Genomic DNA, 16,352 nt, shown 5'->3' with positions numbered 1-16,352 from the left:
CGCCGCCGCTACCCGAGGCGGGCGACCGCCGCCGCGACGCGCTCGTCGGTCGCGGTGAAGGCGACGCGGACGAACTCCCGCCCCGCCGGGCCGTAGAACTCGCCGGGCGCGACCAGGATGCCGCGCTTGGCGAGGTCGCCCACGGTGTCCCAGCACGGCTCGCCCCGGGTCGCCCACAGGTACAGGCTCGCCTCGCTGTGCTCGATGCGGAAGCCCGCGCCCTCGAACGCGGTGCGCAGCGCGGTCCGGCGGCGGGCGTAGCGCTCGCGCTGCTCGTCCACGTGGGCCTGGTCGCCCAGCGCCGCGATCATCGCGTTCTGCACGGGGGCCGGGACGATGAGGCCGAGGTGCTTGCGCACCGCCAGCAGTTCCTTGACGACCGCGGGGTCACCGGCGAGGAACGCGCCCCGGTACCCGGCGAAGTTGGACCGCTTGGACAGCGAGTGCACCGCGATCAGGCCCTGGTGGCCGGCGCCGCAGACTCGCGGGTCCAGCACCGACACCGGTTCGGTCTCCCAGCCCAGCTCGACGTAGCACTCGTCGGAGACGACCAGCACGCCGTGCTCCCGCGCCCAGTCGACGATCCGGCGCAGTTCGGCGGCGCTCAGGGTGCGGCCGGTCGGGTTGGAGGGGGTGTTGAGCCACAGCAGCCGCACCCGGGACGGGTCGAGGTCGGTCACCGGGTCGTCGTACGTCACCGGTTCGGCGCGGGCGGTCAGGGCGCCGATCTCGTAGGTGGGGTAGGCGAGCGCCGGGTAGGCGACCTGGTCGCCCTCGCGCAGGTCGAGCAGGAGCGGCAGCAGGCCGACGAGTTCCTTGGAGCCGATCAGCGGCAGGACGTCGGCCGGGGCCACGGCGGCGTGCAGGCGGCGGGTGAACCAGGCCGCGATCGCCTCGCGCAGCGCGGCCGTTCCGTAGGTGAGCGGGTAGCCCGGGCTGTCGGCGGCCTCGGTCAGCGCCCGCTGGACGACGGCCGGGACCGGGTCGACCGGGGTGCCCACCGACAGGTCCACGACACCGTCGGGGTGTGCGGCTGCCGCCGCCTTGTAGGGCTCCAGGCGGTCCCAGGGGAAGACGGGAAGCCGGTCGGAGACTCGCGCCACGGTGCTCTTCTCTCTTCGTGCTCTGCGTGCTTCGTGCTGTACGCGACTGTGCTCTACGCGGTCGTGCTGTACGTGGTCCCGCTCCACGCGATCGTTCCCCGGGCCGAACGGCCGCGGTCCCGCACGGCGCCTGCCGTGCGGGACCGCCTCACCGGCCGTGCGCCGGTGGAACGCTCAGTGCTCCGCGTTGATGTCCGCGGGCAGGGCGGCGACGAACGGGTGGTCACGCTCGATCAGGCCCAGTTTGGAGGCGCCGCCGGGCGAACCCAGCTCGTCGAAGAACTCGACGTTCGCCTTGTAGTAGTCCTTCCACTCGTCCGGCGTGTCGTCCTCGTAGAAGATCGCCTCGACCGGGCAGACGGGCTCACAGGCCCCGCAGTCGACGCATTCGTCCGGGTGAATGTACAAGGACCGCTGGCCCTCGTAGATGCAGTCGACGGGGCACTCCTCGATGCACGCCTTGTCCTTGACGTCGACACAAGGCTGCGCGATGACGTAGGTCACGCTGTCGTTCCTCCTCGGTAGGGCTCATCTCGCGCGGGAGCGCGGCGTCGTCGATGCCCGCCTCTAGTATCTCCGTTCCCAGGCACCTTACGAACTCCAGGGGGCTGACAGCACTGTGAATTACGTGGCCGGAGGACGGCTCGAAATTCGGATCACCCCTTCTGACGTGGGCAAAAGGGTGTCGGTACGGGCGGTTGCTGAGGTCGTGGACGGACGGCCGGTCTTCCGCGACGCGGTCGGCGTTCTCACATCCTGGGCGGACGGTGTGGTGATCGTCACACGGCGCACCGGTGAGGTGGTCCATATACCGGACGAATCCGTGGTCGCGGGCAAGGTCGTGCCGGACGCGCCGGCCCGCCGCGCGATGGCCGCGCCCGCCGCGACGGCGGACGAACTCCAGCGCGCCGCCTCCCGGGGCTGGCCCGCGCGGGAGACCGCGGAACTGGGCGGATGGACGCTGCGGGCGGCCGACGGCTTCACGCGCCGCGCCAACTCCGTGCTGGCGCTGGGCGATCCGGGGCTGCCTGCGCGGCGGGCGGTGGAGCGGGCGCGGGCCTGGTACGCGGAGCGCGGGCTGCCCGCGTACGCGCAGACGCTGCCGGGGTCGGCGGGCGCGGAGGCGTTCGCGGCGGCGGGATGGTCGCCCCGGGCGCGTTCGCTGCTGCTCACCGCGCCCCTGGCGCCGCTCGCCGATCTGCCCGGTGCCGAGCGGGTGACGCTCGCGCGCGAGGTGGACGCGCACTGGCTCGCGGCGTACGGGCGCACCGGTCAACGTGCCGACGCGGCGCGGGCGGTGCTGGGCGGCGGGGCGTCGGTGTGGTTCGCCTCGGCGGACTCCGACGGCGGGGACGTTCCGTCGGCGATCGGGCGGTGCGTCGTCGACGGGCGGTGGGCGCTGTTCGGCGCGGTCGAGGTGGCGCCCTCGGCGCGGCGGCGGGGGCTCGCGGTCGCGGTGGTGGCCGCGCTCGCGGCGAAGGCGCTGGCCGAGGGGGCGGCCGGCGCGTACCTCCAGGTCGAGGCGGGCAACGGCGCGGCGCGCGCCCTGTGGGACCGGCTGGGCTTCACCACGCACCACGAGTACCTCTACTACCGGTGTCCGGAGCCCGCGGAGTCCGCGGATCCCGCGGCGGAGGGGTGACCGGGGTGGAGGAGACCGCGGTGCGCAGGCGCTTCGCGGCCGAGGCGCGCTCCGAGCGGCCGGACCTGGCGACGCTGTGCCTGCTGGTGTGCGCGCAGGCCGACCCCGCGTTCGACGAGAAGGCGCGGGAGGACACCCTGCGCGGCCTGGACCGCCTGGCCGACCGGGTGGGCGCGCGGCTGCCCGGCGGCGGCGAGCCGTCGCCGCGGGAGTGGGCCTCGGTCCTCGCGGAGGTCCTGGGCACCCGGTGCGGGCTGCACGGCAGGGCGTCGGACTACGACCGGCTGGAGTCCTCGTTGCTGCACGCGGTGCTGCGGCGGCGGCGCGGGCTGCCGATCCTGCTGTCGGTGGTGTGGACGGAGGTCGGCAGGCGGCTGGGCGCGCCGGTCTACGGGGTGGCGCTGCCGGGGCACTTCGTGGTCGGCGTCGGCGACCCGCACGGGCACCACGTGCTGGCCGACCCGTTCCACGGCGGCGTGCCGGTCACCGGTGACGACGCGGAACGGCTGGCGGGCGGCCCGGTGCCGCCGCGCGCGCTGGAGCCCGCAGCACCGCTGGACGTGGTCGGGCGGGTACTGGGCAACATCCGCACCTGGGCCGCCGCCCGCCCCGAGCAGACCGCGGTCGGCCTGTGGGCGACCGACCTGGCCCTGCTGCTCCCCCGGCATCCGGCGCGGCTGCGGCTGGAGCGGGCCCAGCTCCTCGTCCAGCGCGGCGACTTCCTGGCGGGTGCGGACGGCCTGGACGCCTACGCGGAACTGGTCGAGGCGGTCGACCCCGAGGCGGCCGGGAAGATCCGGCACCAGGCCCGGGCGACGAGAGCGCTGCTCAACTGACCGGCGCGGCAAGGCGGTCGCTCACAGCCACCCCTTCTCGCGTGCGACGCGGACCGCCTCGGAGCGGTTGCGGGAGCCGGTCTTCTGGATCGCGGTGGACAGGTAGTTGCGCACGGTGCCCTCCGACAGGTGGAGGGCCCGGGCGATCTCGGAGTTGACCGAGCCGTCCGCCGCCGCGCGCAGCACGTCGCGTTCGCGGGAGGTCAACGGGTCGGCGCCCTCCGCCAGCGCGGCGGCGGCCAGCGTCGGGTCGATCACCTTCTCACCGCGCAGCACCCGCCGTACGGCGTCGGCGAGTTGGGCCGCGGGGGCGTCCTTGACCAGGAACGCGTCGGCGCCGTACTCCATGGCGCGCCGCAGGTAGCCGGGGCGGCCGAAGGTCGTGACGATGACGACCTTCACGCCCGGCAGCGCGGCCCGCAGTTGGCAGGCGGCGTCGATGCCGGTCGCCCCCGGCATCTCGATGTCGAGCAGCGCGACGTCCACGTCGTGCTCCCGCGCCGCCGCCACGACTTCGTCCCCGCGCGCGACCTGGGCCACCACGTCGATGTCGTCCTCGAGCCCGAGCAGGGTGGCCAGGGCCTCCCGCACCATGGACTGGTCCTCGGCCAGCAGCACCCTGATCAGCCGCACCGGGGGCCCGTCCTTGGCATCGCTCATGCGGGCAGCTTAACGAGCGCACGGCCGCCACCGGCTCCCCGCTCCTGAGGCGGGGCGCCCGGGCGGGGCTACCCGAGCGGCTGCTCGCTCCAGACGACCTTGCCGTTCGTCGTGTACCGCACGCCCCAGCGCTGGGCGAACTGCGCGACCAGGAACAGACCGCGTCCGCCCTCGTCCAGCGCCGAGGCCCGGCGCACCCGGGGCGAGGTGCCCGCGCCGTCGGACACCTCGCAGGTCAGGGTGCGGTCGCGCAACAGCCGTACGGTGATCGGCGGTTGACCGTAGCGGACGGCGTTGGTGATCAGCTCGCTGAGGATGAGTTCCGCCGCGAACGCCGCGTCGTCCAGCCCCCAGGCGGCCAGTTGCCGCATGCACGCCGCCCGGGCCGGCGCGACGGCGGCCGGGTCCTGCGGCACCTCCCACTGCGCCACCCGGTCCGCCCCGAGCCGCCGCGTACCGGCGACCAGCAGCACGGCGTCGTCGCGCGGGCTCGCCGGGATCATGGCGGCCGACACCGCGTCGCGCGTCGCCGCGCACCCGGGGCCCGCGCGGCCGAGGGTCGCGCACAGCAGCTCCAGGCCCCGGCCGGTGTCCCGGCCGTCGCCCCTGAGCAGGCCGTCGGTGTACAGCACCAGGCGGCTGCCCTCCTCCAGCGTCAGCTCGCACATCTCGACGGTGGCGGCGCCCAGGCCCAGCGGTGGGTTCGCGGGCACGTCGAGGAGGCTCACGGTGCCGTCGGGGGCCACCAGCGCGGGCGGCGGATGCCCGGCGCCGGCCAGGGCGCAGCCGCCCGTCACCGGGTCGTAGACCGCGTACAGGACGGTGGCCCCGGAGATGGTCTCCTCCTGCCCGCCGGCCAGGGTGTTCTCCTGGTCGATCGCCGTCACCAGGTCGTCGAGGTGGGCCAGGAGGTCGTCGGGGGGCAGGTCGAGCGCGCAGAAGTTGCGCGCGGCGGTGCGCAGTCGGCCCATCGTCGCGACGGCGTGCACCCCGTGCCCCACGACGTCGCCCACGACCAGGGCGACGCGCTCGCCCGGCAGCGCGATGACGTCGAACCAGTCGCCTCCGGCCCCGGTCCGCGCGGGCACGTAGTGGTGGGCGACGTCCAGGGCGTGCTGCTCGGGCAGGCCGTGCGGGAGCAGGCTGCGCTGGAGGAGCACCGCCATGGTGTGCTCGCGGGTGTAACGGCGGGCGTTGTCCACGCACACCGCCGCGCGGGCGGCCAGTTCCTCGGCCGGGGAGAGGTCCTCGTCGGTGAACGGGCTCTGCCTGCGGCGCAGGAAGGTCGTCAGGCCCAGCACCACTCCGCGCGCCCGCAACGGAACGCAGATCAGCGATCCGCCCGGCTCCCCGTCCCCGGTCGCCAGCACCGCGTGACCCTCCGCCAGGGCGCGGGCCTGCGGCGTGCCGGGCGGGTGGGCCACCACGCCGCCGACCGGCTCCGGGTCGTGACCCGCCACCGCGTCCCGGGCCGTCACCCGCCGCATCGCCGGCCGGGGGTCGGCCTGGGGTTCCTGACCGCTGAGCACCGCCTCGCGCAGGTCCACGGTGACGGCGTCGGCGAAACGGGGGACGGCCAGGTCGGCGAGTTCCTCGGTGGTGCGGACCACGTCCAGGGTGCTGCCGATCCGCACCCCCGCGTCGTACAGCAGCTCAAGGCGTCGGCGCGCGGCCTCGGCCCGGCCGGTGAGGGCGCGCAGTTCGGTGGTGTCGCGCAGCGTCGCGACGCTTCCCGGCGGACCGCCGTCGCGGCCGGTGGGACGGACGTTCACCGCGAGCATGCGGTCGCCGACGCGGACCACCTGGTCGCTCGTCTCCCGTCCCCCGGCCAGCAGTCCCTCGGTCTCCGGGGGCAGGCCGAGGTCCCGCACCGGCCGGGACTCGACGTCCGGCGGCAGGTCGAGCAGCCGCCTGCCCTCGTCGTTGGCGAGCACGAGCCGCCGGTCGCCGTCGAAGACGAGCACGCCCTCGCGGACCGAGTGGAGCACCGCCGCGTGGTGCTCGTACATCCGAGTGACCTCGGCGGGGCCCAGGCCGTGTGTCTGGCGGCTCAGGCGCCGGCTGACCAGGGCCGCGCCCAGCGTGGCGAGTGCCAGCGCCCCGACCGCGCCCGCGATCAGCACGGGAAGCCCCCGGTTGAAGGCGCCGGCCACGGTAGTGGTCTCCAGGCCCGCGGTGACCAGGCCGACGACCGTGCCGTCCGGCGCGACGACCGGCACCACGGCACGGACCGCGTTGCTGGGCGGCCCCTGGAAGTGCTCGGTGTACGACTGCCCGGAAAGCCCCCTGCGCAAGTCGCCGGCCGCGTGCGTGCCGATCAGGTTCCGGCGGGGATCGGTGACGCGGACGCCGTCGCGGTCGAGCACCGTGAGGAAGTCGACCCCCGCGATCCGCTGAGCGCTCAGCGCCTGCGGCTCCAGCACGGCCGTCGGATGCGATGTGCGCAGGGCGGCTGCCGTGCCCGGCGCTTTCGCGAAGCCGGAGGCGACGGCGAGGGAACGGTCCCGCGCGCCCTGGACGTCGGCGTGACGCGCCTGGAGTACGAGCAGCGTGTCACCCGTCGCCACCAGCAGGACGACGATCGCCCACTGCAACACGAAGATCTGCGCCGCGACGCTCTTCAACCGCGGTCTGCGGGATGATCCACGCACAGCAGTCGTTCTATCACCGTTTTCAGCGATTTACGCGCTATATCACCCACTCGGTCCCCGAGCCGCCCCCAGGGGCGGGGAGGCCGAGGGTGGCGGGCGAGCGCGCGCACCGCGCGGTGACCGTCGGCGTCGGGCCCGACGCCGTGCCGACTGATGGAAGCGAACCCCCGCTCACCGTCGCGGAGTTCACGAGGCGCGGCCCCATGTCCACGAGCCCGAACGCCCAGCGGCCGGGCGGGCAACGGCCGCACGGAGAGGGTCCAGTGGCAGTCGGTGTCGCGTACGACGAGGGTCAACGGGGCGCCGGTCTTGAGTAGTTCGCGTTGTGCGGGTTGTTGGGCGTGCCGTAGGGCGGTGAGGCCGCCTGCGTGGGGTGTGTGTGCCGGGCGGGTCCATGGTGCCCGGGCGGGGTCCGGGTCCAGGCGCTGCGCGAGGTGTTCGGCCTGGGCCGTCAGCCACCGCAGGGCGAGCTTCGGCGAGATCGTCTGCCACGAGGCCGGCACGTACGTGACGCGCTCCCCCGTGGCGAACACCGGCCCGTCGGCCACCACTTCGCAGCGGTACCCCCCCGTTCACGCCGGGCCGCCTCGCCACATCACCCAGGGGCGTTCGATCACCTCGGCATAGCTGGTGTGTTCCGGGTTCGCCCGCAGATGCCCGAACGCCCACTCCTGCGGCACGCACGGATCCGTACTCGCCCGCGACCGCGCCCCGCACTCACTGTCGTCGTCCCGAAGGGTCAGACAGCGCAAGGCGTACGTCACCGCAGGAGCGTCCTCGTCTTTGTCGGGCCGCAACGTCCACTCCACGAACCGGAACACCCGACGCCGCCCGCTCACAACACCTCGCCGCGACTGCGGGCGTTCGCCCTCGCCGTCCGAGCGCGTAACCGCTGCTGCGGGCTGGCCGCCCGCACGTCCTCGGGCCTGGCGGCCCACTCCCGCCCACCGGTCACCGGCCGCAGGAACCACCGCCCGCACCACTCCCCACGAAACTCCCCCACCCGGTCCCGCGCCACGTCCACCACGACCGCCCCCGGCTCAGGCGGACACGGGAGTTCGATCGGCTCCACCGGAACACCCTGGTCACACACGACCACTCCTCTCCGTAGCCATTCCACTACCAAGCGAGTTCAGCGTGACCTAGAGTGGGAACGTCTTCAACTTGCGGTATTTGTTCAGAGAGTTGGTCAGGTGCCTTGAACCGCAAAGAGCTGGATCCAGAGCAATCGCCGAGTGCACGATTCGGGCAGCGTCTTCGCACGTTACGGGACGAGCGCGGCTGGACGCAGGAGGAGCTGGCTGCTCGTATCGGATGTACTGGCACCCATGTTTCGGCTGTGGAAACTGGTCGCCGCCCACCAACTCGTCGTTTTGCAGCAAGCGTTGACAAGGCATTCGGGACAGGCGACAGGTTCGAGCGTCAGAGTCGGGCGGCGCGGCACACGGCGCTCATCGAAGGGTTCCCGGAGTACGTGGCCCATGAGGCAAGGGCGGCAGAGGTCCGTCTGTACGAAGTGGGCGTCATACCTGGATTGCTCCAAACTGCGGAGTACGCCGCCGCGTTGGAGGCGGACGCAGTGCGAAGGGAGGCGATCACACCCGAGCAGGCCGAGGAGCGAGTCGAGCTGGCGGCACAACGACAGGCCAGCCTTCTGCGATCACCCTCACCTCTGATCCTCACGGTGCTTGACGAAGGGTGCATCCGACGGTCGATGGGCACCTCTGCCGTTATGGACGCCCAGTTCGCCCGACTGCTCGATTTCGCGGAGATGCCGAACACCGTGCTCCAGGTAGCGCCGTTCTCTATGGGGGCGCGCAGACCGTTCAGCTTGCCCATCACGATCCTCACGATGCCGGACCGATCGCTCATGTCGTACGCCGAGTCCACCCATCGTGGCCATCTGGAGCGGGAAAGTACGTTCGTGGTGCACCTCCTGGCGGCCTACCATCAGCTACAGGCAGAGGCGCTCTCGCAAGCGGAATCTGTCGCCATGATCAACCAGTTGCGAAAGGGCACCCCGTGACGACCGAATCCCTCCGCTGGTTCAAGTCCTCGTACAGCGGCAACGGCGGCCAGTGTGTCGAGGTGGCCGCCAACCTCAGCGGAGCGCACGGCATCGTTCCTGTCCGTGACTCCAAGGACCCGAACGGGCCGGTTCTCTCCTTCCCGGCCGACGCCTTCTCCGCTTTCGTGGAAGGCGTCAAGGCCGGAGAGTTCGGCGCCGTGTGAAAGGACCCCCCGCGATGACCGAGTCCCTTCGCTGGTCCAAGTCCACGTACAGCGACAACGGCGGCGCGTGCATCGAGGTAGCCACCGACCTGCTTGCCGCCCACGGCATCGTGCCCGTACGTGACTCCAAGGACCCGGAGGGACCGGTCCTCACCTTCCCCGTGGCCGCCTTCGCCGCGTTCGTGAACAGCGTCAAGACCGGGGAGCTGCGATGACCGGCGGCAACGGCGGCCAATGCGTCGTTGCCGCCGACAGGCCCTCTTCGCGCCGGCGGTGATGACGAGGCGCTTGGCGACGCGGACTCGTGGCCTTCGGGGGTGCGGTCGCGGACGTACTCGCGCTCCCTGCTGGACGGGTCGTGTGAGCCCTTCAGTTCTTCCGTGCCGAGCCGCTTGTGCTCGGGCTTCAGAGCGGCGGCCTCCAGCCGCAGGATTGCCGGGTGGCCGAGGCGCGGGGCGCAACTGAGGCGGACGTGTCCGACCGGTTCGGCGTCGGGGTGCGGGGGCCGGGGCGGTTCGGTCCACGCCGAGCCCGGCTTGCGTGCGGCCGGGGGTCGGCACGCTCAGGGCCTTGGCGAGCGGGCGGTGCGGTACTGGATCGCGCCCTGCCCTCCGTCCGCCGGGGCGGCGCAGGTGGAGGCCGGGGGCGTGAGCGACCACCGTGAAACGCCGGTGTCCGGCCCGTCGGCGGACCGAGGCTGCCTTCCGTCGTCGAACTGACCGTGGCGGCGGCGCGTCTGCGGGTTTGCGACGTTCCCGAACTCCGCCCAGTGGGGCGGCGCCCCTCGTCATGGACTGACCGGTTCCCCCGTCACGGGCAGGCACTCGGCGAGCAGGTCGACGACGTCGCGCCAGGCTCGCCGCGCCTGCCGTGGGTGGTAGCCGACGCCGGGGCGCACGGCGTGGTCGACCGTCGGGTGGTGGAAGGCGTGCAAGGCGCCGCCGTAGACCACGAGGCGCCAGTCGACGCCCGCGGCCTGCATCTCGGCGGTGAACGCGTCCCGTTGCGCCGGCGGCATGATCGGGTCCTGCGACCCGACCCCGGCCCACACCGGACAGCGAATGCGCGCCGCCTCGCCCGGTCGGCCCGTGGTCAGCGCGTTGATTGTCGCGATCGCGCGCAGGTCGGCGCCGTCGCGCCCGAGTTCCAGACCGACGGCGCCCCCGGTGCCGTAGCCGACGGCGGCGATCCGGTCGGGGTCGGTCCGCGGTTCGGCACGCAACACGTCGAGCGCCGCATGACCGATGTCCCGCATCCGTTCGGGATCGGCGAGCAGCGGCATGCAACGGGCCAGCATCTCCTCGGGGTCATCCAGATACCGCCCGCCGTGAAGGTCGAAGGCCAGCGCCACGTATCCCAGTTCGGCGAGAGCGTCGGCCCGGCGGCGCTCGACGTCGCTGGGCCCCATGCCCTCCGGCCCGAGCAGCACCGCGGGGCGGCGGTCGGCACCGGCGGGGAGTGCGAGGTGCCCGATCATCGTCAGACCGTCGGCCGGGTACGCGACCGTGCGCGTGGTGATCGTCCTCATGAGACGGGACTCTAGGGATCGACGAGCCCGGTCGGGCCTGGGTTCGCCGCCGGCGGAACCGGGCGGATGTCCCTCTGCGTGGGGCTCCTCGCGGTCAGGTCCGGCGGGCGTGCGAGGCGAGGCGGTCGGCGAGGGCCGTGACGAGGGCGCGGAGTTCGTCGGGGCGCTCGATGACGAACGGCCGGTCGAGTGCGGCGAGCAGCGGAGGCAGCCAGTCGAGCCGTTCCGCCCGCAGCTCGACGCGCCACCAGCGCTCGGCCGCCGGGTCGTCCTGGCCCGCCGCGGGATCGAGGTCCTCCAACTCCCCGATGCTCGGCGGGAGATGGGCGCGGATCCGCTCGACCGTCCCGTGGACCCGCAAGGTCACCTCGTGCCGGTACTCGGCCGTGGCGAACCCCGACACCACGCGCTGTGCCGGATCGGTGTCCACCGGCGGCGCTTCGAACGAGCCGGGCAGCGTCCGCGCGTCCGCGACGCGGTCGAGCCGGAAGGTCCGGTCCTCGCCGATCCGGGGGTCCTCGCCCGTGACGTACCACCGGCCCGCGTGCGCGACGATCCCGTACGCGTGCAGCGTGCGTTCGCTGCGGCGTCCGTCGCGGTCGGTGTAGCGGATCGAGACCGGTCGGCGGTGGCGCACCGCGTCGGCGACGGTGAGCAGGACCCCCGCGTCCGGGGTGTCGGACCGCCCGGGCCGTTCGGTGAAGGCCAGGGACTCCAGGAGGGTGTCGAGCCGGTGGGCCGTGTGCTTGGGCAGTACCCGCCGGATCTTCGCCGACGCCGTCTCGTTCGCCGTGTGCTGCGCCGTCGTCAGCCCTGCCCGGCGGCCGGCGACCAGGCCGAGCAGCACGGCCAGTGCCTCGTCGTCGCTGAGCATGAGCGGCGGCAGGCGGTACCCGGGGGCGAGCCGGTACCCGCCGTAGCGGCCACGCACCGATTCCACCGGCACGTCCAGGTCGAGCAGCTGGTCCACGTACCGGCGCACGGTGCGCCCGTCGACGCCGAGCCGGTCGGCCAGTTCGGCCACCGTCCGGGTGCCACCGGACTGGAGCAGTTCCAGCAGAGTCAGCACGCGGGCGGTGGGTCGGGGCACGTGCACAAGCCTACGCGAATACAGGGCGGGTTCTGTCCCCTATTCCTCCTAGGCTGCGAGGCACAGGCCGACGTCGCAGGCCTTCAGCACAGCCAAGGAGTGATCCCCATGGAGTTCGTCTCGATCCGCATCATCACCGGTGACGTGGCGCGCCTCGTCGCGTTCTACGAGCGGGCCACGGGCGCGCGGGCGACGTGGGCCACCGAGGAGTTCGCCGAACTCGCCACCGCGGGCGCCACCCTCGCGATCGCCGGCACCGGCACCGTCCCGCTGTTCGCCCCGGGCTCCGCCCGCCCGGCGGACAACCACAGCGTGATCACCGAGTTCCTCGTCGACGACGTGGACCGCGTCCACCAGGACCTGACCGGCTTCGTCACCGACTTCGTCGCCGGGCCCACCACGATGCCGTGGGGCAACCGGTCGCTGCTGCTCCGTGATCCCGACGGCAACCTCGTCAACTTCTTCACCCCCGTCACCCCGGAGGCCATCGCGAAGTTCGCACGCTGACGCCACGGGCGGCCGCCGGCCCCCGAGGGCCCGCGAAGCAGCGGCGATCACGCTCGTGGACGCGGGTGGAGCGCCTCCCGGAACGGCACGCGATCTTCTGCGTGTCCTGCTCACCGGTTGGCGACATAGGACGCGCAACGGCAGCGGCGTCCGGTCGGCGTGAGTTCGCACTCGTCGAAATCGTCCCCCTGGCACCGTCCGACGCCGCCGTCGTGCTCGGAGCGCTGGTGCTTGCAGGTCCGGCACCAGGTCTTCGGCGTGCTGATGATCAGCATCGGCAGCAGAGAGATGAGGAGCACGACGGCAACGATGCCGAGAAAGGCTAGGCCCGACATCAGCGGATTCCTGGTCCGGCGTCGTTTCGCATGGCCTCTTCCCCTTTCGACGCGGGGCATGGTCGCGCTGGGCCGGGACATGGGGACGCGCACTTCCCGGCTCGTCGACTGCCTTGAGCGTAAGCCCAACTCCCCTGATCTGGAGGCTACTTCGCTCCGGAGGGGGTTCGTTCGACGGGCCGCCTGGCGCGGGTGCCGGCCTGTCTGGGCGGAGTGCCGCGTCTGCGCCGCTGCGCGGCGGCCGTTTGGGCGGAGTGTGAGGGCTGCGCCGCCGCGCGGCTGCTCGTTTTTGCGGAGTATCACGTCTGCGCCGCTGCGCGGCTTGAGGGGCAGGAGGGCGGTGGCTCCCGCGCTGCGCGCCGCGCTGAGGGCCGTGCGCTGCGCGCCCGGCAGGTGTTCTGCGGATTAGTTGTCACCCCGTTGCCGGTAACAAGCTTTTCGGCAGGCACAGTTGACGGAAACCCTTGTCACTGACAACGGCGTGACAACTAATCGGCAGACCAGGAACCCGCGACCCCGGTCAGGCCGGGCGCACAGCGCCCCCCGCCGCCCTCCTGCCCCTCAAGCCACGCAGCGGCGCAGACGCGGCACTCCGCCCGAACGGGGCCCGTGCTGAGCGGACACTGAGCCCGTGGCGCCTGCCGCTCAAGGCCGCGGGCGGGAGGGTTCCGGCCCCTCGCGGTCCTGGACCGCGCGCAACGGCACGTACGCCCGTACCGTGAAGCCGCCCCGGCGCGACGCGCCGGTCTCCAGTCGGCCGCCGGACAGCACGAGGCGCTCCTCCAGGCCGCTCAGGCCGTTGCCCGCGTGGTGACCGCGGCCCGGGCCCCGGCCGTCGTCGGCGACCTCCAGGCACAGGTAGCGGGTCTCGTCCGCCTCCCACACCTCGTCCAGGGACAGGTCGCACGCGCTCGCGCCGCTGTGCCGTACGACGTTGGTGGCCGCCTCGCGCAGCGCCCAGGCCAGCGCGCCCTCCTGCTCGGCGCCGAGGCCGGGGTGGGCGACGGCGACGGGCTGCTGGAGGGTGGGGGCGATCCGCGCCTCGACGCCCGCGGTGTGCAAAGCGGTGCGGACACCGGCCAGTTCGACCGCGAGCGTGGGCCTGCGGAAGCCGCTGACCGCCTCGCGGACGTCAACGAGCGCCTGGCGGCTCACCCGTTCGATGTCGGCGACCTGGCGGGCGGCCTCCTCGGGGTTGTCCGGCAGCATGCGCCCGGCCAGTTCGCTCTTGAGCGTGATCAACGACAGCGAGTGGCCGAGCAGGTCGTGCAGGTCGCGGGCCAGCCGCAGTCGTTCCTCGTTGGCCGCCAGATGCGCCACCGTCTCCCGTGCGGCCCGCAACTCCCGCATGGTGCGGCCCATTTGCGACACGCCCATCATGGCCCCGCCGCCGAGCAGCGAGGGCAGCACCAGCCCGGTCAGCAGCCAGCCGTTGGCGTGCAGCAGCAGCCCCACGCCCAGCAGGCTCATCGACACCGCGACCACCGCACGCGCGGCCAGCCGGAACGGCAGCAGCACGCCGGAGCCGATCGTCACGTAGACGAAGAACATCAGCCACGCCTGGCCCAGCGTCAGCGACAGCGTCACCGCCAGGGCGTACAGCCAGCCCAGCACCGCCCACTGCCACGCCGCCAGGTGCTCACCGCGCGGGCGGCGGCTGAGGACCATGTACAGATACGGGACGAGGAACGCGACGAGGCCCAGCCACCCCAGCACGGTCGCCCAGACCGTGTGGTCGCCCGAGACGAGGTCGCCGACCGCGTAGGCCATGTAGAGCAGGTAGACGAGCGTCCAGCACAGCTTCACGATCTGCTGGCGCCGGGTCTCCGGGGCCATGCCCATGCCGATGTCCCGGACCTCCGGCTCCGTTCCCGACCCGCCGCCCACGCGGTCGTCGCGTCCCATCGTCGCTCAGGCCTTCCGGGTGTCCTTGCGGTACAGCCAGGCCGCACCGCCCGCGAAGACCACGAGGTAGCCGGCGAGCACCAGCACGTCCCGCAGGTGCGGCGCGTGGCCGACCTCGATGGCCTGGCCGAGCGCCGCGTAGGGGTGGGTGGGCAGCCACTTGGCGATGTTCTGAAGCCAGGTGGGGAAGATCGTGGACGGCATCCACAGGCCGCCGAGGATCGACAGCGCGAAGTAGATGATCATCGTCAGCGGGCGGACCGCGTCGCCGGAGGCCAGGTAGCCGATGGCGACGCCGAGCGCGGCGAAGACCAGGCTGCCCGCCCAGATCGCGACGGTCAGCGCCACCCACTGCCACGCCTGCATGCGAACGTCCTTGACGGCGGCGGCGACCACCTCGACCACCACGATGGTGGGCAGCGTGACGGTCGCGGCGGAGGCGATCTTGGCGATCACGTAGCCGTGCCCGGGCAGCGCGGTCAGCCGCAGCTGCCGGGTCCAGCCCTTCTCGCGTTCCTTGGCGATCCGCTCGCTGTTGCCCATCAGCACCGCGGTGAGCGCGCCGAACGAGGCCATGGCGACCAGGTAGTACAGCTGCATCGTCAGGTCGGTGTGCGGGACCTTCGCGGTCTTGCTCGCCGGACCCGAGATGATCAGGAACAGCACGCTCGGGTAGATCACCGAGAAGAACATGAAGCGCTTGTTGCGCAGGGTGCGGACGATCTCCAGCTTGATCAGCGAGCTGGACGCGAACGTGGCGGACATCGCGGAGGACGTCCTGGCGGGCTGGGCGGGCGTCGTGGTGGGTGTCGTGGTGGACATCAGACCGCCTCCTCGGCGGACGCGGCGTCGGTGATGGCGATGAAGGCCTGCTCCAGGCCGAGCCCGGAGACCTCCAGGTTGCGCGGGTAGACGCCGAGGCCGTACAGCGCGTGCACGGTGGCGTCGGCGTCGGTGGACTGAATGCGGACGGTGTGCCCCGAGACGTCCAGCGCGGTGAGGAACGGCAGCCCGCGCAGCGCGGCCTCGTCGATCGGGCCCTGGAGGTCGAAGACGACGCGGCGGGCACCGGCCTTGGCCTTGATCTCGGCGGCCGAGCCGTCGGCCAGTATCCGGCCGCGGTGCAACACGATCACCCGGTCGGCGATCGCGTCGGCCTCCTCCAGGTAGTGGGTGGCGAACAGCACCGTGCGGCCGGAGTCGGCCTGGCGGCGCATGGCGGCCCAGAACGCCTGGCGGACGGTGACGTCCATGCCGGTGGTCGGCTCGTCCAGGATGATCAGGTCGTTGGCGCCCGCGGTGGCCAGCGCGAAGCGGACCCGCTGCTCCTGGCCGCCGGACAGCTTGTTGACCAGGCGGTCGGCGATGTCGGTGATCCCGGCGCTCTCCAGCACCTCGCTCACCGGGTACGCCCGGGGGTGCAGGTCGCAGGCGAGCTTGACCAGCTCCTTGACCTTCACCTCCTCCATCAGCCCGCCGCTTTGCAGCATCGCACCGACCTGGCCCCCGGCGATGGCGCGGGCGGGTGTCGCGCCGAAGACCTCGACGGTGCCCGCGTCGGGGTTGCGCAGACCCAGCAGCAGGTCGAGGGTGGTCGACTTGCCGGCGCCGTTCGGCCCGAGCAACGCGACCGTCTCACCGGCGTGCAGCGTCAGATTCAGCTCGTTGACGGCCTTGACCTGGCCGAAGGTCTTGCTCACCCCGGAGAAGGCGACGACCGGTCCGGCCCCGCTTCGTGGTTCCGTGGGCCTCGTGGTGCCCCCTGTAGCGCTCATGGCATACAGCTTCCGGCACCGGGCGGGTGGACGGCAGTGCCGGGGGTCGTGTCCTGGGGATGACAGATGTCATATGGATTTCATGGGG

The 16,352-nt window shown here is 72.7% G+C and carries 16 protein-coding genes; 6 read left to right on the top strand and 10 right to left on the bottom strand.

Translation table 11 applies throughout. From position 1 onward, the window contains the following. Positions 1 to 8: 8 nt before the first annotated feature. Positions 9 to 1,103 carry a succinyldiaminopimelate transaminase gene (dapC, locus tag CK485_RS18150; RefSeq protein WP_109451846.1) on the bottom strand — a complete coding sequence of 365 codons (1,095 nt, stop codon included), beginning with the start codon at positions 1,101 to 1,103 and terminating at the stop codon, positions 9 to 11. A 174-nt stretch (positions 1,104 to 1,277) separates the two neighbouring features. Next, positions 1,278 to 1,607: a ferredoxin gene (gene fdxA / locus CK485_RS18145; RefSeq protein WP_109451844.1), complete on the bottom strand. Its 330-nt coding sequence runs from the start codon at positions 1,605 to 1,607 to the stop codon at positions 1,278 to 1,280. A gap of 115 nt (positions 1,608 to 1,722) precedes the next feature. On the opposite strand from fdxA, the gene CK485_RS18140 reads away from it, so the two are divergent. Together CK485_RS18140 and CK485_RS18135 are read left to right on the top strand one after the other, a co-directional pair. After that, complete coding sequence (locus tag CK485_RS18140; protein WP_109451842.1) at positions 1,723 to 2,745, top strand: GNAT family N-acetyltransferase; 1,023 nt, start codon at positions 1,723 to 1,725, stop codon at positions 2,743 to 2,745. A 5-nt stretch (positions 2,746 to 2,750) separates the two neighbouring features. Continuing rightward, positions 2,751 to 3,581, top strand: a complete 831-nt coding sequence (locus CK485_RS18135; protein ID WP_109453202.1) for a transglutaminase-like domain-containing protein — start codon at positions 2,751 to 2,753, stop codon at positions 3,579 to 3,581. A 21-nt stretch (positions 3,582 to 3,602) separates the two neighbouring features. Here CK485_RS18135 and CK485_RS18130 read toward each other — a convergent pair whose 3' ends face one another. After that, entirely contained in the window at positions 3,603 to 4,241 is a 639-nt protein-coding gene (locus tag CK485_RS18130) for a response regulator transcription factor (protein ID WP_109451840.1), read from the bottom strand. A gap of 68 nt (positions 4,242 to 4,309) precedes the next feature. After that, on the bottom strand, positions 4,310 to 6,892 hold the full coding sequence (locus CK485_RS18125) for a SpoIIE family protein phosphatase (protein WP_241968393.1): 2,583 nt from the start codon (positions 6,890 to 6,892) through the stop codon (positions 4,310 to 4,312). A 1,198-nt stretch (positions 6,893 to 8,090) separates the two neighbouring features. Here CK485_RS18125 and CK485_RS18110 point away from each other — a divergent pair. Genes CK485_RS18110 through CK485_RS18100 form a run of 3 tightly spaced genes read left to right on the top strand, consistent with a single transcriptional unit; the run spans position 8,091 to position 9,339 of the window. Continuing rightward, positions 8,091 to 8,918, top strand: coding sequence for a helix-turn-helix transcriptional regulator (locus CK485_RS18110; protein WP_109451832.1), 828 nt, complete (start codon positions 8,091 to 8,093; stop codon positions 8,916 to 8,918). After that, positions 8,915 to 9,124, top strand: a complete 210-nt coding sequence (locus CK485_RS18105) for a DUF397 domain-containing protein (RefSeq protein WP_109451830.1) — start codon at positions 8,915 to 8,917, stop codon at positions 9,122 to 9,124. The genes CK485_RS18110 and CK485_RS18105 overlap by 4 nt, the downstream gene beginning before the upstream one ends. A gap of 14 nt (positions 9,125 to 9,138) precedes the next feature. After that, positions 9,139 to 9,339, top strand: a complete 201-nt coding sequence (locus CK485_RS18100; RefSeq protein WP_109451828.1) for a DUF397 domain-containing protein — start codon at positions 9,139 to 9,141, stop codon at positions 9,337 to 9,339. A gap of 572 nt (positions 9,340 to 9,911) precedes the next feature. Here CK485_RS18100 and CK485_RS18095 read toward each other — a convergent pair. Next, positions 9,912 to 10,652, bottom strand: a complete 741-nt coding sequence (locus CK485_RS18095) for a dienelactone hydrolase family protein (protein ID WP_109451826.1) — start codon at positions 10,650 to 10,652, stop codon at positions 9,912 to 9,914. A 94-nt stretch (positions 10,653 to 10,746) separates the two neighbouring features. Continuing rightward, positions 10,747 to 11,742 (bottom strand): YafY family protein, encoded by a 996-nt coding sequence (locus CK485_RS18090; protein WP_109453200.1) that lies wholly within the window; start codon positions 11,740 to 11,742, stop codon positions 10,747 to 10,749. A gap of 108 nt (positions 11,743 to 11,850) precedes the next feature. On the opposite strand from CK485_RS18090, the gene CK485_RS18085 reads away from it, so the two are divergent. Next, positions 11,851 to 12,249 (top strand): VOC family protein, encoded by a 399-nt coding sequence (locus tag CK485_RS18085; protein WP_109451824.1) that lies wholly within the window; start codon positions 11,851 to 11,853, stop codon positions 12,247 to 12,249. Between the two features lie 110 nt (positions 12,250 to 12,359). On the opposite strand, the gene CK485_RS18080 is transcribed toward CK485_RS18085, so the two are convergent. The 4 genes from CK485_RS18080 to CK485_RS18065 form a co-directional block, all read right to left on the bottom strand. Further along, complete coding sequence (locus CK485_RS18080) at positions 12,360 to 12,584, bottom strand: hypothetical protein (protein WP_109451822.1); 225 nt, start codon at positions 12,582 to 12,584, stop codon at positions 12,360 to 12,362. 645 nt (positions 12,585 to 13,229) lie between these two features. Beyond that, a complete protein-coding gene (locus tag CK485_RS18075) occupies positions 13,230 to 14,489 on the bottom strand; it encodes a sensor histidine kinase (RefSeq protein ID WP_109451821.1) in 1,260 nt (419 codons plus the stop codon). Positions 14,490 to 14,495: 6 nt separating this feature from the next. Continuing rightward, positions 14,496 to 15,254, bottom strand: a complete 759-nt coding sequence (locus CK485_RS18070) for an ABC transporter permease (RefSeq protein ID WP_109453198.1) — start codon at positions 15,252 to 15,254, stop codon at positions 14,496 to 14,498. A 56-nt stretch (positions 15,255 to 15,310) separates the two neighbouring features. Next, complete coding sequence (locus tag CK485_RS18065; RefSeq protein ID WP_109451819.1) at positions 15,311 to 16,264, bottom strand: ABC transporter ATP-binding protein; 954 nt, start codon at positions 16,262 to 16,264, stop codon at positions 15,311 to 15,313. Positions 16,265 to 16,352: the final 88 nt, after the last annotated feature.

The sequence above is a fragment of the Streptomyces sp. ICBB 8177 genome, from assembly GCF_003144095.1.
Lineage (GTDB): Bacteria > Actinomycetota > Actinomycetes > Streptomycetales > Streptomycetaceae > Streptantibioticus_D.
This window is presented reverse-complemented; position numbering and strand designations above follow the sequence as displayed.

Bases quoted from the DNA above. Each gene is read 5' to 3' on its own strand.
- CK485_RS18130 (WP_109451840.1), bottom strand. From the start codon at position 4,241: ATGAGCGATGCCAAGGACGGGCCCCCGGTGCGGCTGATCAGGGTGCTG.
- CK485_RS18100 (WP_109451828.1), top strand. From the start codon at position 9,139: ATGACCGAGTCCCTTCGCTGGTCCAAGTCCACGTACAGCGACAACGGC.
- CK485_RS18095 (WP_109451826.1), bottom strand. From the start codon at position 10,652: ATGAGGACGATCACCACGCGCACGGTCGCGTACCCGGCCGACGGTCTG.
- CK485_RS18085 (WP_109451824.1), top strand. From the start codon at position 11,851: ATGGAGTTCGTCTCGATCCGCATCATCACCGGTGACGTGGCGCGCCTC.
- CK485_RS18080 (WP_109451822.1), bottom strand. From the start codon at position 12,584: ATGTCGGGCCTAGCCTTTCTCGGCATCGTTGCCGTCGTGCTCCTCATC.
- CK485_RS18075 (WP_109451821.1), bottom strand. From the start codon at position 14,489: ATGGGACGCGACGACCGCGTGGGCGGCGGGTCGGGAACGGAGCCGGAG.
- CK485_RS18070 (WP_109453198.1), bottom strand. From the start codon at position 15,254: ATGTCCGCCACGTTCGCGTCCAGCTCGCTGATCAAGCTGGAGATCGTC.
- CK485_RS18065 (WP_109451819.1), bottom strand. From the start codon at position 16,264: ATGAGCGCTACAGGGGGCACCACGAGGCCCACGGAACCACGAAGCGGG.